Annotated in this window: 17 protein-coding genes; 10 read left to right on the top strand and 7 right to left on the bottom strand. The window is 63.9% G+C overall.

Annotated features, from left to right (window positions below; all coding sequences use genetic code 11):
• Positions 1-10 precede the first annotated feature (10 nt).
• The gene (locus tag HDE77_RS03495; protein ID WP_184415772.1) at positions 11-4165 is read left to right on the top strand and encodes a hypothetical protein; all 4155 of its coding nucleotides are present in this window, start codon (positions 11-13) and stop codon (positions 4163-4165) included.
• Positions 4158-4985 carry a peptide chain release factor N(5)-glutamine methyltransferase gene (gene prmC / locus HDE77_RS03490; protein WP_184415771.1) on the top strand — a complete coding sequence of 276 codons (828 nt, stop codon included), beginning with the start codon at positions 4158-4160 and terminating at the stop codon, positions 4983-4985. The genes HDE77_RS03495 and prmC overlap by 8 nt, the downstream gene beginning before the upstream one ends.
• A 43-nt stretch (positions 4986-5028) precedes the next feature.
• Here prmC and HDE77_RS03485 read toward each other — a convergent pair whose 3' ends face one another.
• The 3 genes from HDE77_RS03485 to HDE77_RS03475 form a co-directional block, all read right to left on the bottom strand.
• The gene (locus HDE77_RS03485; RefSeq protein ID WP_184415770.1) at positions 5029-7623 is read right to left on the bottom strand and encodes an MMPL family transporter; all 2595 of its coding nucleotides are present in this window, start codon (positions 7621-7623) and stop codon (positions 5029-5031) included.
• Between the two features lie 367 nt (positions 7624-7990).
• Positions 7991-9886 (bottom strand): 1-deoxy-D-xylulose-5-phosphate synthase, encoded by a 1896-nt coding sequence (gene dxs, locus HDE77_RS03480; protein ID WP_184415769.1) that lies wholly within the window; start codon positions 9884-9886, stop codon positions 7991-7993.
• Between the two features lie 93 nt (positions 9887-9979).
• Positions 9980-10579 (bottom strand): HNH endonuclease, encoded by a 600-nt coding sequence (locus HDE77_RS03475; protein ID WP_184415768.1) that lies wholly within the window; start codon positions 10577-10579, stop codon positions 9980-9982.
• 260 nt (positions 10580-10839) lie between these two features.
• On the opposite strand from HDE77_RS03475, the gene HDE77_RS03470 reads away from it, so the two are divergent.
• The 4 genes from HDE77_RS03470 (at position 10840) to HDE77_RS03455 (ending at position 17359) form a co-directional block, all read left to right on the top strand.
• A complete protein-coding gene (locus HDE77_RS03470) occupies positions 10840-11622 on the top strand; it encodes a SapC family protein (RefSeq protein WP_184415767.1) in 783 nt (260 codons plus the stop codon).
• 255 nt (positions 11623-11877) lie between these two features.
• Entirely contained in the window at positions 11878-13209 is a 1332-nt protein-coding gene (locus tag HDE77_RS03465) for a TolC family protein (RefSeq protein WP_343206055.1), read from the top strand.
• A complete protein-coding gene (locus tag HDE77_RS03460; protein WP_184415765.1) occupies positions 13206-14309 on the top strand; it encodes an efflux RND transporter periplasmic adaptor subunit in 1104 nt (367 codons plus the stop codon). The genes HDE77_RS03465 and HDE77_RS03460 overlap by 4 nt, the downstream gene beginning before the upstream one ends.
• The gene (locus tag HDE77_RS03455) at positions 14306-17359 is read left to right on the top strand and encodes an efflux RND transporter permease subunit (protein ID WP_184415764.1); all 3054 of its coding nucleotides are present in this window, start codon (positions 14306-14308) and stop codon (positions 17357-17359) included. Before HDE77_RS03460 ends, HDE77_RS03455 begins: the two co-directional genes overlap by 4 nt.
• A 192-nt stretch (positions 17360-17551) precedes the next feature.
• Here HDE77_RS03455 and HDE77_RS03450 read toward each other — a convergent pair whose 3' ends face one another.
• On the bottom strand, positions 17552-18025 hold the full coding sequence (locus tag HDE77_RS03450; RefSeq protein WP_184415763.1) for a GNAT family N-acetyltransferase: 474 nt from the start codon (positions 18023-18025) through the stop codon (positions 17552-17554).
• Positions 18026-18253: 228 nt separating this feature from the next.
• Here HDE77_RS03450 and HDE77_RS03445 point away from each other — a divergent pair, with 228 nt between their 5' ends.
• The 3 genes from HDE77_RS03445 (at position 18254) to HDE77_RS03435 (ending at position 20537) form a co-directional block, all read left to right on the top strand.
• Positions 18254-19693, top strand: a complete 1440-nt coding sequence (locus HDE77_RS03445; RefSeq protein ID WP_184415762.1) for an RNB domain-containing ribonuclease — start codon at positions 18254-18256, stop codon at positions 19691-19693.
• A 205-nt stretch (positions 19694-19898) separates the two neighbouring features.
• A complete protein-coding gene (locus HDE77_RS03440) occupies positions 19899-20108 on the top strand; it encodes a hypothetical protein (RefSeq protein ID WP_184415761.1) in 210 nt (69 codons plus the stop codon).
• 183 nt (positions 20109-20291) lie between these two features.
• Entirely contained in the window at positions 20292-20537 is a 246-nt protein-coding gene (locus HDE77_RS03435) for a hypothetical protein (protein ID WP_184415760.1), read from the top strand.
• A gap of 304 nt (positions 20538-20841) precedes the next feature.
• Here the strand turns inward: HDE77_RS03435 and HDE77_RS03430 are convergent, their stop codons facing one another.
• Positions 20842-22617 (bottom strand): acyl-CoA dehydrogenase C-terminal domain-containing protein, encoded by a 1776-nt coding sequence (locus HDE77_RS03430; protein WP_184415759.1) that lies wholly within the window; start codon positions 22615-22617, stop codon positions 20842-20844.
• 69 nt (positions 22618-22686) lie between these two features.
• The gene (locus HDE77_RS03425; RefSeq protein WP_184415758.1) at positions 22687-23169 is read right to left on the bottom strand and encodes a hypothetical protein; all 483 of its coding nucleotides are present in this window, start codon (positions 23167-23169) and stop codon (positions 22687-22689) included.
• Positions 23170-23290: 121 nt separating this feature from the next.
• Here HDE77_RS03425 and HDE77_RS03420 point away from each other — a divergent pair, with 121 nt between their 5' ends.
• On the top strand, positions 23291-23758 hold the full coding sequence (locus HDE77_RS03420; protein ID WP_184415757.1) for an SET domain-containing protein-lysine N-methyltransferase: 468 nt from the start codon (positions 23291-23293) through the stop codon (positions 23756-23758).
• Between the two features lie 209 nt (positions 23759-23967).
• On the opposite strand, the gene HDE77_RS03415 is transcribed toward HDE77_RS03420, so the two are convergent.
• Entirely contained in the window at positions 23968-24474 is a 507-nt protein-coding gene (locus HDE77_RS03415) for a GreA/GreB family elongation factor (protein WP_184415756.1), read from the bottom strand.
• Between the last annotated feature and the right edge of the window lie 126 nt (positions 24475-24600).

The raw sequence follows: 24600 nt of genomic DNA, 5'->3' as shown, positions 1-24600 counted from the left end.
GGAGAAATGCATGCTTCGTCGCTCGATGGGATTGCTGGGTCTGTGTCTGCTGTTTGCCGCGCCCTTGCCAGCACAGGATGTACCCCCTCCATTGCGTGACTGGCAGGGCTGGGTGCTGCATGACGTGCCGGAACACGATTGCCCGTTCCTCGCCAACCAGAGTCCGGATGCCCGCAGCTACCGGTGTGCATGGCCCGGTCGCCTGACCCTCGACGTCGACAAGGATGGTGCTCGTTTTGGCCTGGATGTGCATGTCGACGCATCGAGCTGGGTAGCCTTGCCGGGCGATGAAAAGAACTGGCCGCAACAGGTCAGCGTCAACAATCAGCCAGCCACCGTCTTGCTGCGCGACGATCAACCGAAGCTGTGGCTGGCCCCGGGCGACTATCAATTGCGCGGAAATTTACCCTGGGCATCGCGACCGGCGCGACTGCGCGTGCCGGCGATGATCGGGCTGGTCACCCTGAGCGTCGATGGCGCCGCCGTCACACGCGTCGAACGCAACGGTGATCAACTGACCCTCGGCGAAGCGGCCGCCGCGCAGCGCGCTGCCGATGCGTTGTCGCTGCGTGTATATCGTCGCCTGCAGGATGGTCTTCCGGCCACGCTGCAGACGCAGTTGCAGTTCAACGTCACCGGTAGTGCGCGCGAACAACTGCTTGGCCCGGTGCTGCCGTCCGGCTTTGTCGCCACCGCCTTGTCCGGTGATCTGCCGGCACGGCTGGAGAACGATGGCCATCTGCGTGTGCAGCTGCGACCGGGGCAATGGACGCTGTTGCTCGTCGCGCGCGGCATCGCCCCATTGAGCAAGGTTGCGCTGAAGCTGCCGTTGACGCCCTGGCCACGGCAGGAAATCTGGAGTTATGCCGATGACACCGCGTTGCGCAGCACGCGAGTGGAAGGTCATGCGACGGATGCAGCGCAGGCGGGCGTGCCGGACGACTGGGCCGAGCTTCCTGCGTACGCACTGGACGATGTCTCGGGCTTGGCGGTCGAGCAGGGCAACCGTGGCGATGAGGGCGGCCAGGACGATCAGTTGCATCTGCAACGCCAGCTGTGGCTGGATTTCGATGGTGGTGGGTTGAGTGTTGCCGATCATCTCAGTGGTGAGCTTCGCCATCATCAGCGGCTGGATGTAGACGCGCCGTGGCAGCTGCAACGCGCCGCACAGAATGACGATCCGTTGCTGGTCACCAAAGGTGCGGACGGACTCAGTGGCGTCGAGCTGCGGTTGACCCAACGGCGACTTAGCCTCGACGCCGGCCTGCGCCTGCCCGCGCATGGCGACGCGATCCCGAGCTCGGGATGGCGACTGCCACTGGAAGACATCGACGCCACCCTGCACCTGCCGTACGGCTATCGTCTGCTTGGGGCGAGCGGCGCGGATCGTTCGCCCGACTCGTGGGTGGCGCAGTGGAGCCTGCTCGACCTGTTCGTCGTAGCGTTGATTGCGCTGCTGGCCGGGCGTTTGCTCGGTTGGCCTTGGGCACTGTTGACGGCTGGCTATCTCACCCTGGCACAGCACGAAAGCGCCGCGCCGCTATGGACGCTGGCTGTCGTGCTCGCGTTGACGCTGTTGCTGCGTGCGTTGCCGGAAGGACGTCTGCGCTCGACCGCACGCATCGGCGCGGTGGCCACCTTCGCGCTGGCGTTGCTGTGGACGTTGCCATTCGCAGCGGCGCAGCTGCAGTCCGCGCTGCATCCGCAGTTGGAGGGTGTCGGTCAGAGCCGAATGGTATCGGCAAATTTCGCTGCGCCCGCGGTTCAGGACGAGCGCTCTGCGTACGCGATGAAGCAACGCATGCTGGCTACCGCACAGCAACCCCCGCCGCCGCCAGCACCGGCTGTCGAAGAAATGAGCGCCAATGCTGTGGCGGCCCCAGCGCCGAGCCTTCAGAGTGTGGTCGTGGCGGGTTCAAGGATAACGGCGTCCACGCAGGTGAGTTCGGAGCAGGACAACCGGGCGCTGATCCAGGCCGGTGCCGGTACGCCACACTGGGACGAGGACAACAACTATCGTCTCGGCTGGTCCGGTCCGGTGACGTCGGAACAAAGCACTCGCCTGGTGATCGCGCCTGCATGGCTGGTGCGGTTGCTGCGCGTGGTGATGGTGGCGCTGCTGGCGACCTTGCTGGCAAAGCTGCTGACCACGTTGCTGTTGCCATGGCGTAGCCGCTGGCACGAATTGCGTGGCGCTGGTGTTGTTGGCGCCGCCATGCTTGCCATGGCATTTTTGCCTATGGGCGTGCATGCGCAGAGTATGCCGAGCCAGCAAATGCTGAACCAGTTGCGCGATCGGCTGACCGAGGCGCCGAAGTGTGCCCCGGCGTGTGCCGAGGTGGCGCAAGCTCAGCTGCAGGCGAAAGGCGATGCCCTCGATGTGGAACTGGAGGCGCATGTCGGCGCGCCAATCGCGCTGCCATTGCCGCAGGCGGACGATGCACTGCAGCTGTCCGATGTCAGCGTGGATGGTCAGGCCAAGGTAGTGCTCACACGTAACGATGATCAGCTGTTGCTGCGGCTGGATCGTGGTGTACATCGGGTGAGCCTGCACTACCGCATCGGTACAGCAGACAGCGCAAACCTTCGTTTCGTGATGCGCCCGCAGTACATCGCTTTCAACGGCCAGACGTTCAACGGCCAGACGTTCAACGGCCAGGGCTGGTCGCTGGATGGCGTCGATGATGGCCGGCTGCTGGGCGACAGCATCGCGCTGCATCGCGTGCGTACGGCCAGCGACGGCAACAATCTACCCGCGGTGCAGAGCTTTCCACCCTACGTGCGGTTGACCCGTAGCCTCGCGCTGGGTGTCGATTGGGTCGTGGAAAACCAGGTCGAGCGCATCGCACCGCAGCAGGGTGGTTTCAGCACCACGCTGCCACTGTTGCCCGGTGAGCATCCGCTCGGCGACGATGCGCTGGTCAAGGATGGCCGCATCAGCGTCACCTTCAACGCGAACAGCGATGTCGTGCGCTGGACCAGTCGCCTCGATCACGCGGCGCAACTGTCGTTGCTGGCACCTGCACTGGGTGATCGCGCCGAGGTGTGGGAGGTGCACACCGCACCGATGTGGCACGTCGAGGCGAAAGGTGTGCCAACCAGCGCCAGCTATGACGGCCTGCGCTTCCAGCCATTACCGGGCGAGAGGCTGCAGCTCGCCTTTAGCCAGCCAGTGGCGGTGACGGGCGACAGCCTTGCCTTCGACAGCGTACAGCTGGACAGCACGGCCGGCGAACGAGCCAGCGAAATCACGCTGAACCTGCATGCGCGCAGTACCCGTGGCGGAGAGCATGCGATCAGCCTGCCCGAAGGCAGCGAATTGCTGGATGCGAGGCGCGACGGTCAGTCGATCAATCTTGCCGTGCGCGATGGCAAGCTTGGCCTGCCGCTGTTGCCTGGCGAACACACTTACGCGCTTCGCCTGCGCGAGCCGAAAGGTATCGCCACACGCATGGTCACCCCGGGATTCGCGCTGCACGCGCCTGTGGCGAACATCGATCTCACGCTGCAACTGCCGCAGGATCGCTGGGTATTGTGGGCATGGGGACCGACAGTTGGCCCGGCGGTGCTGTACTGGTCGCAGCTGATCGTATTGCTGCTGGCCGCGTGGCTGCTGGCGCGCTATGCACCGACGCCGCTGCGCTTCCAGCACTGGTTGCTGCTTGGGCTCGGCTTTTCCGCGTTCGCATGGAGCGCGTACGCGCTGGTGGTGGTCTGGCTGATCCTGCTCGGGCTGCGTGCACGGCACGCACCAGCGGAACAGCTGGGTACGACGAAGTTCAACTTGCTGCAGCTGGGGCTAGCTGCATTGACCCTGCTGGCGCTGGCGGTGCTGATCGCTGCCGTGCCCAAGGGTCTGCTGGGTCTGCCCGACATGCATGTGGCCGGCAACGACTCCAGTGCCTGGAACCTTCACTGGTTTGCCGATCAGAGCTCTGATGCGTTGCCACGCGGTGGCGTGTTCAGTGTGTCTCTATGGGTGTACAAGCTCGCCATGCTGGCGTGGGCGCTTTGGCTGGCCAACGCGTTGATCGGCTGGCTGCGCTGGGGCTTCGATGCGTGGACGCGCGGCGGCTACTGGCGCAAGAGCGAGCCCAGGTCTTCGGGAGTCGCGCCGCCCCAGTTGCCAGTCACGCCTGTTGTGGAATCCCCGCCACATGATTGAAGTCCGCCATGCCCTTTTTGCTGCGACACAGCGTCTGGGCGAACGCATTGACGCTGAAATACTGTTGCTGCATGTGCTCGGCAAGCCACGCAGTTGGTTGATCGCACATGCCGATGATGTGTTGGATATGGACGTCCAGACGGCTTATGCCTCGCTGGTCGAGCGCCGCATCGCGGGCGAGCCAGTGGCTTATATCACCGGGCACCGTGGCTTCTGGTCGTTTGAGTTGGAAGTGACGCCGGCCACGCTGATCCCGCGGCCGGAGACCGAGTTGCTGGTGGAGCTGGCACTTGCACGACTGCCGCACGAGGCTGGCGCCGCCGTTGCGGATCTTGGTACGGGCAGCGGTGCCATTGCGTTGGCGATTGCGCATGAGCGGCCGCGAGCACGGGTGGTCGCCACCGATGTCAGCATGGCAGCGCTCGCGGTGGCACAGCGCAATGCATTAAGTCTTGATGTCGGCAATGTCACTTTCATCCAGGGCGACTGGCTGACGCCGCTGGCCGGCGAGCGCTTCAACCTGATCGTCTCCAATCCTCCCTATATCGAAGCGGCCGACCCGCATCTCGGTCAGGGGGATCTGCGTTTTGAGCCGGCTGACGCACTGGCTTCAGGTAGCGATGGCCTGGATGCGATCCGCCGCATTGTTGGCGATGCGCGCGAGCATCTCGATGTTGACGGCTGGCTATTGTTCGAGCACGGCTGGAATCAGGGTGAGGCTGCGCGTGCGTTGCTCCATTCGGCAGGCTATGCCGAGGTTGTGACGGCGCAGGATCTTGAGCAGCGGGACCGCGTCAGTGGGGGATGTTGGCGCGGCTGATACGGACACGACTACATCCAGCCATATAGGCCGGATCCACTGGTCATGTGGCTCGGCGCGCTACCTCAGGAGTGAGCGTGTAGAGCAACGCCGGCAGAAACGCGAAGGTGGCCAGTAGCACGGCGCCCAGGCTGAGCAGGAGCATGGCGCCCATGCTGGCCATGCCGCGGTCGTGCGACAGCGCCAGCGAGCCGAACGCGGTACCGGTAGTCAGCGCCGAAAACAGCACGGCGCGCGCCGAAGCGGAACCGACAAACGAACGCATGCCGGCGCGCCAGTTCATCACGAAGTACACGTTGAACGACACGCCGACGCCGAGCAGCAGCGGCAGTGCGATGATGTTGGCGTAGTTGATCGCCATGCCGTCCACCCTCGCCAGCAGTGCAGTCAGCAGCGCCGACATTCCCAGCGAAAGCAGCACGATGCCACTATCGAGAAACCGGCGCAGCACTGCCAACAGCACCAGCGCAATCGCCAGCGTCGCCAGTACGGCTGCCTGCTGGAACGCGCGCATGATGGAGTCCGCCGAGGCGATGGTGGTAACCGCCGGGCCGCCAGCCTGCGGCGCGATGGCTTGCACGGCCCGCACAAAGCGACGGAGCACGGCGGTGTCCTGTGCGGCGGCAGTGGGCGACACCTGGATGCGCACTTGTCCTTGCGGGCTCACCCAATCGCGACGGATCGACACGGGCAGGTTCTTGAGGGTGATCTCGTTTGCGTCCAGGGCATCGCGCAGGCTGGCCAGCTGTTCGGGCAGGAAGCGACTGACCGCCGCGTTCATCGCCAGCAGATGGTCGTCGGGTGCTTGGCTCAACCGCTGTAACGCGGCGTCGATGCCGCGCAACGGCGAGTCGGCAGGCAGCTCGTGGTTGGCGTCGGCGATGGCACCACGGGTGTCGACGATGGCAGAGCGCAACGCCGTCGGCGTGACCGGTGTCGGCGAAGCCCGTGGAGTCAATGAGGGAAGCATCAGATCCTGCGCCTGCTCCAGTTGATCGAGCAGTGAGGACTGGCCTGGCGGCACGAAGGTCGCCGCCGAAATCACGCTGGCCACTTCCGGCAGCTTTTCCAGCTGCGCACCTAGCGTGCGTGCCTGCGCCAGGTCAGGCACCATGATGTTGATGTTGAACGGGTTCGTGAGTGGGTTGTCCGCCATGCTGCGCAACGTTCGCATGGGCTCGGAGTCGGGCGCCTGGGTATGCAGCGGGTTGGCGTCGAACGGCATGCTCACGCTGGCAACCGCACCGGCCGTGCCAAGCAGCACGAACAGGATCAATACTCCTTTGCGTCGGTGCTGAATCGTCGCGTCCCAGCGCACGCCGAACGGCAGGGCCAGTTCGCCACCCTGGTCGCGTGGTTGGAACAGCCATAGCAGCGCGGGTAGCAGGGTGAGTGTGCACAGCAAGGCGAGGCCCATGCCGACGCCAGCAATCAGGCCAAGCTGTGCGACACCAACAAAGGCCGTCGGCGCAAAAGCAAGAAAGCCGCACGCGATGGCGGCAGCGGCCACGCTGATCTGCAGGCCCGCGATCGCGCCGGTCTGGCGCAGCGCGCCAGCCAGTGAGGGTTGCTGTCGGCGCATGTCACGCAGACGCACCGCGAACTGGATCGCGAAGTCGATGGCGAGGCCGACGAACAACACCGCAAATGACACGGAGATCAGGTTCAACGTGCCGATCGCCAGAGCTGCAAAACCGAACGTAAGCGCCAGGCCGACCAGCAGGTTCAGCAGGATTGGTACGATCAGACGCCAGGAACGCAGCGCCAGGTACAACCACAGCGCCAGCAGGACGAGGCTGACCAGCGTGCTGCCCACGATGCCCTCGGTCAGCGCGCCAAACTGTACGTCCGACAGTGCGACCGAACCGGTGTAGTCGACCCTGGCGCGACCGCTGCGCACTTCGGGCAGGCTGGCGCTAATACGTTCAAGTGCCTGGGTGGCGGCAAGACCGGGTTGCAGGGCACCTGCCTGCATCACCGGATGAATCAAGACGAGCCGCAATGGATCGGCGTCCCCGTCGACACCTGTGCCGAGCAGGTTCTGCCACGACAGCGGCACGGCGTGGCCAGCGGCTGCAGCATCCAGCACCTGACGCAGTTGTTCCAGTGCAGGCTTGTAGGCGGTGAGATCGGCGTGCTCGATGCGCACACCCTCCGCCATCAGCGAAATGCCATGGAGCAGCCCGAGCGCCGACGGTTCGGTGGCGAGTGGGCCCAGCAGTGGTTGTGCGTTCAACAGCGAATCGAGCAGCTTGGTCAGGTCTGGCCCTGAAAGCAGCAGCAGACCTTCGTGTCGGAAGAACGGATCGGCATCCGGTCGGGCCACATCGTGGAAATGGCTTTGATCAGCCTGCAGTGCTTTTGTCAGTGCAACTGCAGTGGCGTCGGTTTCCTCGGGAGTTGACCCGCGTACCACGGCGACCAGCACATCGTTGAACTGTGGAAATTCGCGATCCGTCGCCAGTTCCTGTTGCCGCCATGGCAGGCTGGTGGCAAACAGGTGATCGGTATCCGAATCGATGCCCAGGTGGCCGGCCGAGAACCAAAGGCAGACGGCGGCGAGCAAGGCGAAGGCCAGCGTGGTCAGCCACGCATGCCGTCGGCTGGCATCGACAAGACGTGCGATCCACTCGGTCATGCTGACGCGCCTCCCGGTGGGGCGGCCAGTCAAAGTCGGTAGCCATCCCGTTTCTGTTTGCCGTCACGGTATCAGAGAGCGATGGGAACTGTTCAAGATCTTGCGGGGCTCGCGCGGGGAGCGCTTGGCGGGAGCGCTACTCCCTCCCCTGCTTGCAGGGGAGGGTTGGGGAGGGGTTGCTCCAGGGCCCGAAGATCAAAAGCCACCCCCTCCCAACCTCCCCCTGCAAGCAGGGGGAGGAGCAAAGCAGGCGGCTTCGCTGGTGGCCCAGACGGGCTCAATGGGGGTATAGCGTGCGCGCCTTGCTGGCTTGTGATGCGCGCAAGAGAGCTTGAACAGGATCCAGGCGCTTGCGCGCGCCTGGATCTCAGGCGCTCGCGCTTGCCTGTTTCATTGTCCCTGCAAGCGGAAATCGTGCGCAGATCGCGTTGCGGATGCTGGGTAGATCGAGTCCGGCCATCGTCAACACTTCTTCGCGACTGCCGTGCTCCAGATAGACGTCTGGAAGGCCGATATGCAGGATCGGCAAAGTGATGCCGTGGGCAGCCAGGCATTCGGCCACGGCGGAACCGGCGCCACCGGCGACGGCGTTGTCTTCCAACGTAACGAAGGCATCGTGCGTCTTCGCCAGCTCCAGGATCAGCGCCTCGTCCAGCGGCTTCACGAAACGCATGTTGACGAGCGAGGCGTCGAGTTCCGCGGCAATCGTCGCGGCTGGCGCCAGCATCGCGCCGAAACTGAGGATTGCCAGGCCATGACCGCGTCGACGCAGTTCGGCTTTGCCTATCGGCAAGGTGTCCAGGGCCTTGTGGATGGCCGTACCGGGTCCGCTGCCACGCGGGTAGCGGATGGCGGCGGGGCCGGGATGCTCGAAGCCGGTGCTCAGCATCATGCGGCATTCGTTTTCGTCCGCCGGCGCCATGATCACCATGTTTGGCAGGCAGCGCAGGAACGTGAGATCGAAACTGCCGGAATGAGTAGCGCCATCCGGCCCGACGACGCCGGCGCGGTCGATTGCGAACGTGACGTCGAGATTCTGCAACGCGACATCGTGAATGGCCTGGTCGTAGGCGCGCTGCAGGAACGTGGAGTAGATCGCGACGACGGGTTTGGCGCCTTCGCAGGCCATACCGGCAGCTAGCGTCACCGCGTGCTGCTCGGCGATCGCCACGTCGAAATAGCGTTGCGGGTATTCCCTGGAGAAGCGCACCAGGCCGGAACCCTCGCGCATGGCCGGGGTGATCCCGAGCAGGCGCTCATCGACGGCAGCCTGGTCACACAGCCAGTCGCCGAAGATGTCGGTATAGGTTGGCTTGGCCGGTGCGTTCTTTTTGACCAGCCCGGCCTGCGGATCGAACGGGCCGACCGCGTGGTACTCGATCTGCGCCTGTTCGGCCGGCGCGTAGCCTTTGCCCTTGGTGGTAATCACGTGCAGCAGTTGCGGGCCCGGCAGGTCTTTCACCGTACGCAACGCGTGCAGCAGCTGCGGAATATTGTGGCCGTCGATCGGGCCGGTGTAGTGGAAGCCAAGTTCCTCGAACAGCGTGCTGGGCACGAACATTCCCTTGGCGTGCTCCTCCCAGCGCTTGAAGAAGCGGCCGAACAGCGACTGCTTCGGGATCGCCCGCTTTGCGCGCTCGCGCCATACATTGAGCGTGCGGCTGGCCATGGCGCGGGCCATCATCTTGGTCAGAGCGCCGACGTTCTCGCTGATCGACATGCCGTTGTCGTTGAAGACCACCAGCATGTTCGGCTCGACGTCGCCGCCGTGGTTCAGCGCTTCGAACGCCATGCCGGCGGTCATCGCGCCATCACCGATCACGGCGACCACCTTGCGCTGGTCATTCTTGCGCTGCGCGGCGATCGCCATGCCCAGCGCGGCCGAAATGGAAGTGGACGAGTGGCCGACGCCAAAGGTGTCGTATTCGCTCTCTTCCCGGCGCGGAAAGGGTGCGAGGCCGTCCTTCTTCTTGATCGTGGTGATGCGCTCGCGGCGACCCGTGAGGATCTTGTGCGGATAGCACTGGTGGCCGACGTCCCAGACCAGGCGATCGTCCGGGGTCTTGAACACGTAGTGCAGCGCGACGGTGAGTTCCACCACGCCCAGGCCCGCGCCGAAATGGCCGCCGGAGCTGGCTACCGCCTCGATCAGGTACTGGCGCAACTCGTCGGCAACGGCGGGTAATTCATCATCGGTGACGCGGCGCAGGTCGGCGGGCGTGTCGATTTTCGCCAGATGGGGATAGCGGGCAAGGTCAATCATCTGCGTATTGTTGGCCCAGCGGCGAGGCGGGGCAAGGGCAAAACCATGGCATTGCCGGACACACGGGCGCCATCGGCCCGTTCAGACAGCCTCTCAGGCGTTGTGCGGCCGGCGATCGCGCGGTAGATGGCTGACCAGGAATTCCATCTGGTCGGCCAGGATATTGCGGTTGGAGAGGATCAGGTGCTCAACCCAGCTCGGTCGATACGGCACCGCCAGCAGGGGCATGTGGGCCTGCTGTGGCGTGCGGTTGCTCTTTTTCAGGTTGCACACGAGACAGGCGCTGACCACGTTCTCCCACTCGTCCTTGCCGTGCTTCGAAATCGGCAACACGTGGTCGCGGGTCAGCTCGCCGCGGGTGAAGTGATCGCCGCAGTACAGGCACAGGTGGCGATCGCGGGCGAATAGCGCGGTATTGGTCAGTGCGGGCGCCGGATCGATCGCGTGGTCACGGCAGTGGCCGGTGCTGGCGACGATCGGGTGCAGCTGCAGCAGGCTTTGGGCGCCAAGCAGGCGATTCATGCCGCCATGCACGGTGAGGCACGGGTCGCCCAGCGTCCAGGCCACCGCGTCCCGGACATACAGGCAAACCGCGTCTTGCCAGCTGATCCAGTCGAGGATGCGGCCGGCGGCGTCCAGCGATAGCACCCGGGTCGCGTTGAGATCGGCCCGGCTTGGCACTTCCATCAGCATGTAGATCGTCCTTCAGCCTGGGCTTTGAGATCGGTTCGGCGATGCAGGATGCTCGTTTTCCGCAGCATAGAACAATTTCATTGCAATTCGCATGCAAGTGTGGCCGACAGCCCGTCCAAGGGTCCGGCGGACCCCGCCCGGGATCGGTCGCTGAGGCCTGGTTGCGCTGATATGATTGAGAATCGACATAGACCCGATCGCCGGGTTTGGGAGGGGGCGCCTGGTGGCGACCCCGGCACGGCGGGGCATGAGGTATCAACGTGGCTGAAGTTCTTTTCTACGAGCGCCCGGTGCCGCTTAACCGCACCGAGCACAAAGATCTGCGTCTCAAGAGCGTGCCGAACACGAAGTTCGCGATGAGTGTCCATTCAGTGCCGCTGACCGGTGCGGAGTTCGCCGTTGCTGCCCGCGACCTGCCGATCGTGTTCGCTGGCAACAGTATTGCCGATGCGGGTCCGATCGCGTTGCTTGGTCTGCGCCAGGACGAAAATCTTTATGTCGATGCCGACGGTCAGTGGGCACCGAACACCTATATTCCGGCGTTCGTGCGTCGCTATCCGTTTGTGCTGGCCGAGAAGCCGGACGGCCAGGAAGGCGACGATCTCACGGTGTTTCTCGACGAGCGCTACGAGGGCTTCAATACAGCCGAAGGCGAGCGCCTGTTCAAGGAAGACGGCACCGACACCGACCTGCTGACCAATGCGGTGAAATTCCTCGGCGAGTTCCAGCAGAACGTGGCACGCACGCGCTGGTTCATGCAGCAGTTGAACAAACATGACTTGCTGATGTCGCGCAATGTCCGGCTGCAGAAGCCCGGTCGTGACGGCAGCGAAGCCCGCTCGATCAACCTCAATGGCCTGTTCGTGGTCAACGAGGAGAAGGTGCGCAGTCTGGACGAGAAAACCGCCCACGAGTTTGCCCGTGAAGGTGTGTTCGGCTGGATCTATGCCCATCTGATGTCGCTGACCAACCTTGATCGTCTTGGGCAGCGACTGGATGTGCGTGAGCAGGCAGAAGCGGCCAGCAGCGCAACCAGGAATTGACCTGAGCTGTTGTCGGCGCAGCGCCCGATAGCGTTGCGCCGACATGCCCCGCGCGCAACGCGCGGCCGGCGTTTGGAGCAACCCTGCGCGGCGTGAACGCGCTCCCTTAAGAAACGACTAAGCGGCAGGCATCAAGCTGTCTCCATGCAGCATGCCCGGTCCCCGCACGTCACCACCGCGTGGCAACACCCGTCCCCTCACAGGCGCCTATGTCGTGGTTGCTGGTGGGCGACATGGGCGATCGTCGGACTGATGATGTCCGGCTGCGCTTCGTACGCGCCGTTGCCGCTCGACAGCGGATCGGGCCTCGCCAGCGCGGCGCAACTCACGGCACCGATGGTCGACATGCCGGCGTCGATGTCGTCGACCCATCGCTTCGATCCGTCCGATGGCCTGGACGTTACCGAAGTAGCGATGCTGGCGGTGGCAAACAGTCCGCAGCTGAAGCTCAAGCGCGACGAGCTGGGAATATCCCGCGCGCAGGCGTTCGCGGCAGGCCTGCTGCCCGATCCGTCAGTAAGTTTCAGCAACGATTTTCCCAAAGAATCCGGCAACGGGTTAACCAGTGCGTTCAGCCTCGGTCTCAGCGAAGACATCACGGCGTTGCTGACGCGTTCGTCGCGCAAGGCGGCCGCGCGCAGTCAGGCCGATCAGGTCAACCTTGAGTTGTTGTGGGCCGAGTGGCAGACCGTGGCGCAGGCACGCTTGCTGTTCGACCAGGTGTTGACGCTGCGCGCACAGCATGCCCAGCTTGAAACCGAGCAGGCCGCGCTGGGTTCAGTCGAGCACGACATCGGTGCAGCGCTCAGCAGCGGCAACCTGACCTATGACAGCGCCAGCGTTGGGCTCAATGCTGGCGCGGATGTGCGCAAACGCCTGACTGACGGTGCCGTCGCGCTGCATCAGGCCGAAAGCGATCTGCACATGCTGCTAGGCCTGGCGCCGACAGCGCCGCTCGACCTGGTCGGCGCGCCTTATCAGGTCGAGCCGACACCGGAGCAGGTGCAGCAGGCGCTGCTCGACCTGCCACGGCGGCGGCCGGATCTGCTGGCGCTGCAGGCCGGATATCAGTCGCAGGAAGCGCGGCTGCGCGGTGCGGTCCTCGCCCAGTTCCCGGCGCTCAACATCGGCGTCAGTACGGCACGCGACACCACCCCGGTGTACACGAACGGTTACAACATCGGCATCACGCTGCCGCTGTTCGATCGCAACCGCGGCCATATAGCGATCGAGCAGGCAACCCGCCAGCAGTTGAAAGACGATTACGAGGCGCGCGTACTGACCACGCGCAGTGACATGCAGCGGCTGCTGGCCGACCTCGCGAGCATGCAGCAACGACGCAACGCGTTGAGCACTCATGCCCGGCAACTCGACGAGGCGCGTCAATCCGCCGAGCATGCCTGGCAAGCCGGCTTGCTCGATTGGCCAACCTATCTGTCGGTCCGTGGCAATGCGCTGAGCGCGGATCTCGACCTGCTTGACCTGCAGCAGCAACAGGCCACGCAGGCGATCGCACTGGAAGCGTTGCTCGGCAACACCGATCTGGTTATGCCCCATCCAAATCCCGCAAAAACATTCGCCCCATGAAGCTTGCTCTCTCGATCCAAAGTCGCTCAAGGCAAAGTCTGTGCATCTGGCTGCTGATCGGGCTGCTGGCAGGCTGCAGTCATGCGGGAGCCGGCGATGACGCGGCCCATGCTGTCGATCAGGGCGCCCAGGTCGCTGTGACCACGGCGATGCCGATACAAAAAGCCTTCCACGACACCATCGAAGCGTGGGGCACGGCGGTGGGCGACCCCCACCGAACGCGGGCGATCAGCTTCGCGCACGGCGGCCAGATTGTGGATGTGCAAGTGGTGGCCGGGCAGACCGTCACCCGTGGACAGCCGCTATTGACGATCACGCCCGATCCAGCCACGCGCAGCGCTTATCAGCAGGCGCAAAGCGCGTTGACGCTGGCCCGCGGCGAGCTCGGGCGCACCGAGCAATTGGCGGCGGTGCGGCTCGCCACGCAGTCGCAATTGGCCACTGCGCGCAAGACGCTCGCCGATGCCCAAGCTACCCTTGAGGCGCAGCGCGCACTCGGGGGTGACGTTACCCGGGAAACGGTCAGCGCCGCAGCTGATGGTGTGGTCACCGCGATCACCGTGGGGCTCGGCGAACGCGTCGCCGCCAATGCGCCGTTGCTGAACTTCACACCCACACATGCCCTGATCGCCCAGCTCGGCGTGCAGCCGGAAGATGCTGCCAGTCTGCGACCGGGCATGCCGGCACAGCTGCGCGGCGTGTACGGCACGGCAGCGGTTCTGGTGGGCACACTGACCATGGTTGGGCAGTCGGCCGATCCGCAGACCCATCTGCTGCCGGCGCAGGTCGAGCTTTCCGCCGATGCCAGCACAAACCTGATGGCCGGCGCGGCGTTGAAAGCGCGCATCCGCACGGCCGAGTTCACCGCTTGGGCGGTGCCGCGGGCAGCAGTGCTGCACGACGAGCATGGCGACTATCTGTTTCAGTTCGAGCACGGTCCAATGGAGCAGGGCCACGCCAAACGCGTCGACGTGAAGCTGCGCAGTCCGGACGGGGACACTGTTGGCGTGCAAGGTCCGCTCGATCCATCAGCCAGGGTGATCGTACTCGGCGCCTACGAACTCGACGACGGACAGGCCGTGCGGGAGTCCACCCGGTGAGTATCACGGTGTGGATGCAAAGGCATCGCCGTTCGCTGCTGTTCCTCGCGTTGATGTTGGCGCTCGGCGGCGTCGCCAGTGCGCTAAGGATGCCGGTCGCCCTGTTTCCGAACGTGGCGTTTCCGCGCGTGAAGGTCACGCTGGATGCCGGCGATCGCCAGGCCGACCAGATGGCGATCGAGGTGACCACGCCGGTGGAGGAGGCGATTCGCCGCGTGCCTGGCGTACGCGATGTGCGCTCCACCACCAGTCGAGGTAGCGCCGATATCGCGGTCACGTTCGACTGGGGCGCGGACATGAGCCTGGCGCTGCAGGAAGTCAACGTGGTCGCCGGGCAGATCCTCCCGCTATTGCCCGCCGGCACCCGCTTGAGCACGCGGCGAATGGATCCGACGACGTTTCCCGTATTTGCCTATAGCCTGCGCTCGCACACCTTGTCGCCGAGCGCATTACGTGATCTGGCCGAGTATCAGCTGCGGCCGCTGCTCAGTGGCATCAGCGGCATCGCGAAAATTGACGTGCAAGGCGGCGAAGTGGCCGAATTTCACGCCGATGTCGACCCACTTCGATTGCGCGCGTTGAACCTGAGCCTCGACGACGTCACCACGGCGGTCACCCACGCCGCGACGATCCAGGCCATGGGTCGTGTATCCGATCACTACAAACTCTTCTTGCTGCTGGCTGACAATCAACCGAAAACTGTTGCCGCGCTGCGCGACATCGTGCTGCGCGCCGGAGCCGGTGGGGTGGTACGACTTGGCGACGTGGCCACGGTCAGCCTGGACCACGTGCCGCAGTGGATCCGCGTCAATGCGGATGGCCAGAACGCCGTGTTGCTGCAGGTCTACCAGCAACCCGGTGGCAACACCGTGCAGATCGCGCGCGAAGTAAAACAGCGTCTGGCTGACTATGCGCCGCAGATGCCGTCCGGCGTGCGCATCGCGAACTGGTACGACCAGACCCAGCTGGTGACCGGCGCTGCCGGCAGCGTGCGCGATGCAATCCTGATTGGTATCGTGCTGGCCGGGTTGGTGCTGTTCGTGTTCCTGCGCAATACGCGGGTCATTCTGATCGCGTTGATCGTGGTGCCGGCGGTGCTGGCGATCACCGTGCTGCTGCTTTCCGTGCTCGGCATGAGCTTCAACATGATGACGCTGGGTGGCATGGCGGCAGCCGTCGGGCTGATCATCGACGACGTCATCGTGATGCTCGAACACATCATGCGTCGCCTGGGTCAGCACGCCGGTGAGTTGCATCAGCGTATCGCCCGCGCAGCATGGGAATTCACCCGCCCGTTGACCGGCTCCAGCGCCGCCACGGTGGTGATCTTCCTGCCGTTGGCGTTCCTGTCAGGCGTGACCGGTGCGTTTTTCAAGGCGCTTTCGCTGACCATGGCCAGCGCGCTGATCATCTCCTACCTGCTCACCTGGGTGGCTGTACCACTGCTTGCCGAGCGTCTGCTGGATCGGCGCCATCTGCTCGAACATCCACCGGGTCGTTTCGCGCGGCGCGTGATGCATGGCTATCAGAACCTGCTGCAGCGTTGGCTGAAGCGACCGCTGCTGGTGCTAGTGCTGGTGGTGCCGTTGTTGCTCGTCGGCGTGTTTGCCTACACCCGCGTCGGTACCGGTTTCATGCCAAGCATCGACGAGGGTGGTTTCATCCTCGACTACCTGTCGAAGCCCGGCACTTCACTGGAAGAAACCGACCGTGTGCTGCAGCAGGTCGAGACCATCATCCGCGCGAATCCCGCGGTCGACACTTACTCGCGACGTACCGGCTTGCAGCTGGGTGGGGGCCTCACCGAAGCGAATCAGGGCGACTTCTTCGTGCGCCTGAAAAGCGGCTCGCGCCCCGACACCGAGCAGGTGATGGAGCAGGTGCGCACGCAGGTCGAGCAGCAAGTACCCGGACTGGACATCGAGCTGTCGCAGCTGATGGAAGATCTGATTGGCGATTTGGTGGCGGTGCCTGAGCCGATCGAGATACAGCTTTACAGCGACGATGCCAAACAGCTCGAAAGCACTCCTCGCCGGGTCGCCGAAGCGATCGGCAAGATTGCAGGAGTGGACGGCGTACGCAACGGCATCAATCCGGCCGGCGATGCGCTGACCGTGCAGGTAGATCCGATCAAGGCGGCTCTGGAAGGGCTGGATCCGGTCAGCGTCACCGACCAAGTGACGGCGGCGATCGACGGTACGGTGGCTGCGCAATTGCCGGAAGGCAGCAAAGTCATCGGCGTGCGCGTACGTCTGCCACCCGGCACGCATCAGCGACTGGAGCAAATCGCCGCGCTTCCCATTCGCGCGGCAGACGGTCACCTGTTGCCGCTATCCCGCGTTGCCACGCTGAAGGAAGTGCAGGGTCAGCCGGAAATCACCCGCGATAACCTCAAGCGCATGGTCGCGGTCACCGCACGCATCCGCGGCCGCAGCCTGGGTGCCACGATCGCCGACGTCAGACGCACGCTGGCCCAGCCGGGCTTGCTGCCGAAGGGCATGTATTACCAGCTCGGCGGGCTTTATCAGCAACAGCAACAGGCGTTTCTCGGATTGACCATCGTGATGCTGGCGGCATTCGCGCTGGTGTTCACGCTGCTGCTGTTCCTGTATGAGAGTTTCCGTATCGCGATAGCGATTCTGGCGATGCCGCTGCTGGCGATACCGGCGGTGTTTGCCGGGCTGTGGCTGACCGGGATCGAACTCAATATCTCGGCGATGATGGGCATGACGATGATCGTCGGCATCGTCACCGAGGTTGCGATCTTCTATTTCTCCGAACTTGAAGAGGCTGCCGCTACCGCGTCGCTGCACGAGGCCTTGCACGAGGCTGGCCAGCACCGCACGCGACCGATCGTGATGTCCACGCTTGCCGCTATCCTCACCTTGCTGCCGCTGGCCTTGGCCCTGGGCAAGGGCTCGCAGATGCAGCAGCCGCTCGCCGTGGCGATCATCTCCGGCATGCTGATGCAGCTGCCGCTGGTCCTGCTGGTGATGCCCGTCTTGTACGCGCTGTTGCGCCGCGGAGACGCAACCCGCAGGTTGGGGTGAGGGTAGCGAACCCCAACGCAATCCCGTCGCCATATTGGGGTTGGCTGTGCTCACCCAACCTGCAAAACCGAAGCAGCCCATCCTTACTTTTGTGGGAGCGACTTCAGTCGCGATAGGACTCTCAAGGGCGACTCAGGCAACATCGCGACTGAAGTCGCTCCCAGAAGAAGTGGGCACGGACTCCCACTGTGTTCAACGAACCGATTTCGCCAACCGCAGCAGATCCGGCGCGTAGCCGCTGCGCTCGTATAGCGCGCGGGCGCGCTCATTACCAGGGAATACCGCCAGCGTCACCAACTGGCAATGATGTTCGCGCGCCCAACCTTCGGCGTGCACCAGCAAGGCCTGGCCAACGCCATTGCCCTCGTGCTGCGGCGACACCGCCAGATCGGAGATGTGACAGTTGCTGCGTCCGGTGAAGAAATCCGCCGTGCGCTGCAGATGGATGAAGCCTACCCGTTCGCCATCCGCGTCCTCGGCCACGAACAGGTAGCTGTTCGCCGGCTGATCCTCCAGATGCCGTAGCAAATCCTTGCGGATACCCTCGATGCATTCGTGCCGGCGTCGCCACGGCGGCAGGGTGAAATCCACAAAACGGGGCACCAGCGCGAGGATGAAATCGTCATCGTCTTCGGCCAGACGAATCAGCAGGGACGTGTCAGTCATGGGGAGTCGACAGGTGGTAGCGATATCCGTTGCCGTTTCTACACCTTGTGCGGTAGCGGCGAAAGTCCCGGCCGGCGTATCCGGTTCCAATGCGCCTGGATTCCGGGAGCGGGGCGTGACTGCGCCTCTGGCCGGGCAGGCCGACGCGTGTATATTTCGGGCGACGTGACAACCCGCTGGCGCGCTCCGCCGGTCCTGAATCGCCGACCGTGATGCAAGGAATCGTTTGTGCCGACCACCCGCCGCATCCACGTCCAGCCCGCCGTCGATGGCATCCTCGCGCAGGGCATCCGCGATATCCAGAGCGAGCAGAAGCTGCCACTGGCGTTCCCGCCGGAGGTCGAGGCTGCGGCGGCGCAGGCCGCTGCCCATCCTCGGCTGCCGGCACTGGATCGCACCGATATCCCGCTGGTCACGATCGATCCGCCGGAATCAATGGATCTGGATCAGGCGATGTACGTCGAGCGTAGCGATGGCGGCTACCGAGTCCATTACGCGATTGCCGACGTCGCAGCGTTCGTGACCGCCGGTGATCCGGTCGATCTCGAAGCGAACCGGCGCGGTGAAACGCTGTACGGCGCGGACGCGAAAATCCCGCTGCACCCCAAGGTACTGTCCGAAGGTGCCACCTCACTGCTGCCTGGGCAGTTGCGGCCGGCACTGCTATGGACAATCGAGCTGGATGGGAGCGGAGGGATTTCAAGCATCGACGTTCGACGCGCAAGAGTGACCAGCCGCGCCAAGCTCGACTATGCCGGCGTGCAACAGCGCATCGACGCCGGCACCGCCGATCCGATGTGGGCCGTATTGCGCGAGATCGGCGAGTGCCGCAAGCAATGCGAGCGGGCACGTGGCGGCATCAGCCTGCCGTTGCCCGAGCAGGAAATCAGCGTCGACGGCAGCCGCTGGATGCTGTCATTCAGAGCACGCCTGCCGGTCGAGGACTGGAACGAGCAAATCTCGCTTCTGACTGGCATGGCCGCCGCGCAACTGATGGTGCAGGCGAAGGTCGGTCTGCTGCGCACCTTGCCCGAACCCGAGCAGCCATCGATCCAACGGCTCCGAATCACCGCCAAGGCGCTCGGCATCGTCTGGGCAGCGGAGGAAGGCTATCCCGACTTCATCCGCTCACTCGATCCGTCGAAAGACACCCACGTCGCGATGCTGACCGCGTGCACCACGGTTCTGCGCGGCGCCGGCTATGCCGCGTTCAACGGCGCATTGCCTGCGCAGCCGATGCAGTGGGCGCTGGCCGCGGCATACACCCACGTCACGGCGCCACTACGCCGGCTGGTCGACCGCTACGCCGGCGAAGTCTGCGTGGCGCTGTGCGCGAAGCAGCCCGTGCCAGCCTGGGTGCTCGCCGCGCTGCCAGGCCTGCCTTCCACAATGCAGGCCTCCGGCCATCGCGCGCGTCAGTATCAGCGCGCGGTACTGGATCTCGCCGAAGCCGAAGTCCTGGCGCCACGCGTAGGCGAAACCTTCTCCGGCGCAATCGTCGAAGTCGCCGCCAACGATCCCAAAAAAGGCGTCGTCATCGTGCGTGATCCAGCCATCGAAGCAAGCATTTCCGCCCCCTTTCCCTTGTCATTGGGTGCTGACGTCAAAGTCAGGCTGGTCGAGGCAGATCCGGTCAAGCGCGTCACGCGTTTTGAACTCGCTGGATAACGCGAAGACGGAGTCGGCCGGGTAGCCCCCTTTCTTATTGGAAATGGCGAACAAGATGTCGTTTGCCCCCGGCTCAGGTTGCGCCCACAGCCGTGACGGTGCGGTCGGTCGTTCCATAGGGATTTTCAGACAATTCTGATGGTCTCACCCTGATCAAAATCTCATTCTTACCTGCATCCGGTATTCGCCGGCAGAGGGTAGAGCGATGAGAGCTGATCGCATCGAGTACCGCATTAGCGGTGGTCCGCCGAACGGCTGGAAGATCTTTCGGCAGGACATGCAGATAGGTATCCGTCGCTCCATTGTCGACGCTGTAAGTTTTGCGACGCATCTCGCCGAACGGGAAGCGGTACTGGGCGTGGCTTTGACCAAGGTCGCCATGGATGCGCCGCTGGCGCGCATGCATTTTGCGTGAGCATCGCTTGCCTATCGCGATCGGGTTGATCGCGTAGAGGGTTTTCGGCGACGTGCCCTTGATTTGATATTGCGCAGGAGGGCACCTACAGACCCACGCGACGAAGCGGTGACTCTTCTGCCAGGGCAGACCCCGCTGTCGTCACCCGGTCGCCGTTGGCAAGCAAGTTGCTTGGCTCGTGGCATGAATGACGAAGCCTACGACATCTCCCACCTGCTCGAGTCCGAACCGGTCAAGGTCGACGTGCCGGAGCTGCGGATCGTTCGGACGCCTCCGCCGCCTCCAGGCCTTCCGGCCCGACCGGTGGTTGTCTCTGCGCAGGAAGCCATGGCACAGGAACTCCTGAAGGCCGCTGAAGCCCACGAAGAAATGATCCGGCAGTACCTGCGGATCAGCGGAGACCCGGTTGACGACCCTTATTGGCAGTGACGTGCCGACGGCGACTGGGGCGCCGCCGCTCTTGAGCCATAGGTGACCAAGTTCGGCACATCTTCCTGATGCCTGTCGACGGCACCGGCTTGGCGTTGAGCGTTACTGTCCGATGCAAACTTGCCAGTGCTGCAGTTGAAAAAGCCGGCGTGTAGTCCCGCTGCGTTCGTTTGATCCCTGGATTCATGAGCGCGCCTTTTCTTCGGTGAAAAGGTGTCAATTCATTTCAGGACGGGTCAAGTCCAAAAAAAAAGAAGCCCGGGCTTGCCCGGGCTTTTTTGCTACCAGGTGACCCGCTGGCGCATCAGGCGATGGCAGGCAGTGTATCGACACCCGCTTCGATGGCAGCTTTGTGCATCAGGCAACGCGGCAGGATGCGCGCGAAGTAGAAGTGGGCGGTGTCGCGCTTGGCCTGTTTGAACGCGGCGGATTGCGTGCTGGCTTCGGCGGCGGCGACGCTGCGGGCCCACAGGTAAGCGAGGGTGACGTAGCCGGAGTAGTAGAGGTAGTCGGTGGCGGCGGCGCCGAGTTCCTCCGGGTTGGCCTGGACGCGTTGGGCGAGTTGCAGGGTGAGGTCGCCCCATTGTTTCGTGGCGATGGCAAGCGGACCGATCAGCGTGCGCAGCGCGGCGTCGGCGCTGTGCTGCTGGCAGAACGCGCTGATTTCCTCGAGGAAGTGCTTGAAGCCAACTCCCTGCAGCTGGAGGATCTTGCGGCCCAGCAGGTCGGCGGCCTGGATGCCGGTGGTGCCTTCGTACAGCGTGATGATGCGGGCGTCGCGGACAAACTGCTCGACGCCGTTCTCGGCGATGTAGCCGTGGCCACCGTAGATCTGCAGGGCCTCCTTGGTGCACTCCTGCGCCAGTTCGGTAACCACGCCCTTGGCGATGGGAATCAGGAACGCGACCAGCTCGCCGGCCTTTTTGCGCGCCGCTTCGTCGCTGGCGCGTGATTCGATATCGGTCTGCAGTGCGGTGTACAGCACGAGGGCACGCGAGCCTTCGACGAACGCACGCTGGGTCAGCAGCATGCGACGAACGTCCGGCTGTACCAGCAGATTGTCGGCGGACTTGTCCGGAAACTTGGCACCGGACAGCGAACGCGACTGCAACCGTTCGCGCGCGTAGTTGAGGCTGTTCTGCAGCGCGCGCTCGGCCAGCGCCAGGCCCTGCACGCCGACCGACAGGCGCGCGGCATTCATCATGGTGAACATGGCGGCCAGGCCCTTGTGCGGCTGGCCGAGCAGGAAGCCTTCAGCGCCGTCGAAATTCATCACGCAGGTGGCCGAACCGCGGATGCCCATCTTGTGCTCGATCGCACCGGCCGCAACGGTGTTGCGCGCGCCCAGCGAGCCATCGTCATTGACCTTGAATTTCGGCACGATGAACAACGAGATACCGCGGCTGCCGGCAGGTGCGTCGGGCAGGCGCGCAAGCACCAGGTGCACGATATTTTCGGTGAGGTCGTGTTCACCGGCGCTGATGAAGATCTTGGTGCCGGTGATCTTGTAGGTGTTGTTTTCACCGGGTTCGGCGCGCGTCTTCAGCAGGCCCAGATCGGAACCGGCCTGCGGCTCGGTCAGGCACATGGTGCCGGTCCAGCGGCCCTCGATAATGGGTTTCATGAAGCGCTCGCGCTGCCATTCCTCGCCGTGGATTTCCAACGCATGGGTAGCGCCCTCTGACAGCAGCGGATACAGGCTCCACGCCAGGTTGCCGGACTGGAAGATCTCGGTGGTGGCGGTGCCCAGTACACCGGGTAGTGCCTGGCCGCTGTATTTCTCGGGGTTCGTCAGGCCGGTCCAGCCGCCTTCGGCAAACTGGCGGAACACATCCTTGAAACCCTTCGGCGTGGTCACCGTCTGGCTGGCCTTGTCGTAGTGGCAGCCTTCCTCATCGCCTGGCCCATTGGTCGGCGCCAGCAGCTGTTCGCTGAGGCGGCCGGCTTCTTCGAGCACGGCATCGAGCAGATCACGGGTGTGAGCTTCGCCACCGGGCAGGGCAGTCAGGGTTTTTTCGGCGCCCAGCACATCAAACAGGGCAAAGCGCAGATCGTCGAGGGGGGCCTTGTAAGCAGTCATGGTGATTCCTGGGATTCGTAGGGGCGATGTTTGAGGGGGCGTTGGTTCTTGAGGATGTCGTTGCAGGTGTCAGCGGTAGGTGTTCGCAATACCCGGCACCGGCGATAGCCAGTCGCTGCCGCTGAAGGTGAAGTCGCGTGTCTGCTTTTCCTGCTCCGGCTTGGCGTTGGTGCTGCCGCTGACGCGATAGGCGAGCGAACCGGCGCTGCCCTTGCTCGCGATCACCTGCAACGCCTGCGTCATCGCCGTGGTTGGCAGGATGTCGAGCTGGACCACATCGCCGACCAGCGGGGGAACGTCGAGCTCAAACGTTCCGTGCAGGCGGATAGGCATCAGCGCGGCGATCTGCAGCTGGCCTTCGAGTGAATTGAAATCCATCTCGCCGTAGCTGTTGTTCTGGATGCGCACGGTCAGTTGCCAGTGGCCATTCGGCAGCACCCGCAGCTGCTGGACGGTCACAGTCGGCGGGAACACGCTCTTTTTCGGTGGCCCGCAGGCGATCAGGCCAACGGCCAGCAACACCAGCAGAAAACTTCTCAGCAGTCGTTTCATGGGTACGCCTCAAACGATTGTTTGAATCTTAGCCCAGCCGGTATGCCAAAGTCAGCGCCTGTTCCCATTGCGAGGTGCAGCGGGCATCATCGCGGGTCTTCCCAACTCTGCAGACTCCTTCATGACCCGTCGTATTACCGCTCGCCGTTCGCCGATCCATGGCAATGGCGTTTTCGCCACTTCTGCCATCGCCAAGGGCGAGGAAATCATCGAGTACAAGGGCAAGTTGTTGACCCATGCCGAGGCTGACGATCTTTACGGCGACGGCGGCGAAACCGGCCATACGTTTCTGTTCACGCTCAACGAGCAGTACATCATCGACGCCAACCAGCAGGGCAACACGACGCGCTGGATCAACCACAGCTGCGCGCCGAACTGCCGTGCGCTGGTCGAGGAGAGCGCCAGCGGCGATCCGCGCCGCGACAAGGTGGTGATCGAGGCGATCCGCAACATCAAGCCCGGCGAAGAACTCACCTACGACTACGGCATCGTGCTCGAGGTTCCACATACCGCACGTCTGAAGAAATTGTGGGCGTGCCGCTGCGGCTCGCCGAAATGCATTGGGACCATGCTCAAGCCCAAGCGTTGAGCTTCCGCCTTGCCCCTCCCCCTGCTGGCAGGGGGAGGTTGGGAGGGGGTGGTCCGAGCTTGCCTGAGATCATAAGCAACCCTTCCCCAACCCTCCCTTGCGACCGAAGGGAGTCCCTTCTTCGGGGCAAGCAGGGGAGGGAGCGTTTCGGTGCACGCCTGCGCAGGCAGGGGAGGACGCGCTTTGGCCTGGCTGATTCGACATGAGGATCACACCTCGGTGTCACAGGTGTAATCGATGGCAACGACTTCGATGACCAGGTCGCCGGCCGGGCGCCGCCAGCTCACCTCGTCGCCGACGTGGGCGCCAAGCAGCGCCTGTGCCAGCGGGGAGAGGTAGCTGACCCGATGCTGTTCGGCATCGGCCTCGTCCTCGCCAACGATGCAGTAGCGCTGCTCGCCTTCGGCACTGTCCACAGTCACGCTGGCACCAAACGCCACGCGATCTTCCGGCTGAGTCAGCAGGTCGACTTCGATTGCACTGTGTACGCGTGCGGAGAGCCAGCGCAGGTCACGCTCCAGCGGAGCCAGTTCGTTTTGCTGCGCCATCGTGTCGGCAGAGTTCATCAACACATCGCGTCGCGCTTGTGCAGCGGTCAGGCGTGCATGCAATTGCGCGAGTCCGCGCGGGGTGACGTAGTTCGGGTGGTCGCTCAGCGGCAGGTCTGGCAATGCTGGTGCGGCGTCATCCGATTCCTTGACGAAGGCTCGGCTCATCGGGATTCTCCTGCGCTCGCTGGAATCAGCGCAATTTCTGAAGACTGAGGTAGTGGTGCGAAAGCCGCGCGTCAAGCACCGCTTCGTGTTCGGCTCTGCGGCCCGATCACCCGGACCGCGGCACCA

It is taken from the genome of Rhodanobacter sp. MP7CTX1, assembly GCF_014205795.1.
In the GTDB taxonomy this organism is placed as follows: Bacteria; Pseudomonadota; Gammaproteobacteria; order Xanthomonadales; family Rhodanobacteraceae; genus Rhodanobacter.
This window is presented reverse-complemented; position numbering and strand designations above follow the sequence as displayed.

Coding starts and splice junctions, on each gene's coding strand:
- HDE77_RS03495 (WP_184415772.1), top strand. CDS start 11: ATGCTTCGTCGCTCGATGGGATTGCTGGGTCTGTGTCTGCTGTTTGCC.
- prmC (WP_184415771.1), top strand. CDS start 4,158: ATGATTGAAGTCCGCCATGCCCTTTTTGCTGCGACACAGCGTCTGGGC.
- HDE77_RS03485 (WP_184415770.1), bottom strand. CDS start 7,623: ATGACCGAGTGGATCGCACGTCTTGTCGATGCCAGCCGACGGCATGCG.
- dxs (WP_184415769.1), bottom strand. CDS start 9,886: ATGATTGACCTTGCCCGCTATCCCCATCTGGCGAAAATCGACACGCCC.
- HDE77_RS03475 (WP_184415768.1), bottom strand. CDS start 10,579: ATGCTGATGGAAGTGCCAAGCCGGGCCGATCTCAACGCGACCCGGGTG.
- HDE77_RS03465 (WP_343206055.1), top strand. CDS start 11,878: ATGTCCGGCTGCGCTTCGTACGCGCCGTTGCCGCTCGACAGCGGATCG.
- HDE77_RS03460 (WP_184415765.1), top strand. CDS start 13,206: ATGAAGCTTGCTCTCTCGATCCAAAGTCGCTCAAGGCAAAGTCTGTGC.
- HDE77_RS03450 (WP_184415763.1), bottom strand. CDS start 18,025: ATGACTGACACGTCCCTGCTGATTCGTCTGGCCGAAGACGATGACGAT.
- HDE77_RS03440 (WP_184415761.1), top strand. CDS start 19,899: ATGAGAGCTGATCGCATCGAGTACCGCATTAGCGGTGGTCCGCCGAAC.
- HDE77_RS03435 (WP_184415760.1), top strand. CDS start 20,292: ATGAATGACGAAGCCTACGACATCTCCCACCTGCTCGAGTCCGAACCG.
- HDE77_RS03430 (WP_184415759.1), bottom strand. CDS start 22,617: ATGACTGCTTACAAGGCCCCCCTCGACGATCTGCGCTTTGCCCTGTTT.
- HDE77_RS03425 (WP_184415758.1), bottom strand. CDS start 23,169: ATGAAACGACTGCTGAGAAGTTTTCTGCTGGTGTTGCTGGCCGTTGGC.
- HDE77_RS03420 (WP_184415757.1), top strand. CDS start 23,291: ATGACCCGTCGTATTACCGCTCGCCGTTCGCCGATCCATGGCAATGGC.
- HDE77_RS03415 (WP_184415756.1), bottom strand. CDS start 24,474: ATGAGCCGAGCCTTCGTCAAGGAATCGGATGACGCCGCACCAGCATTG.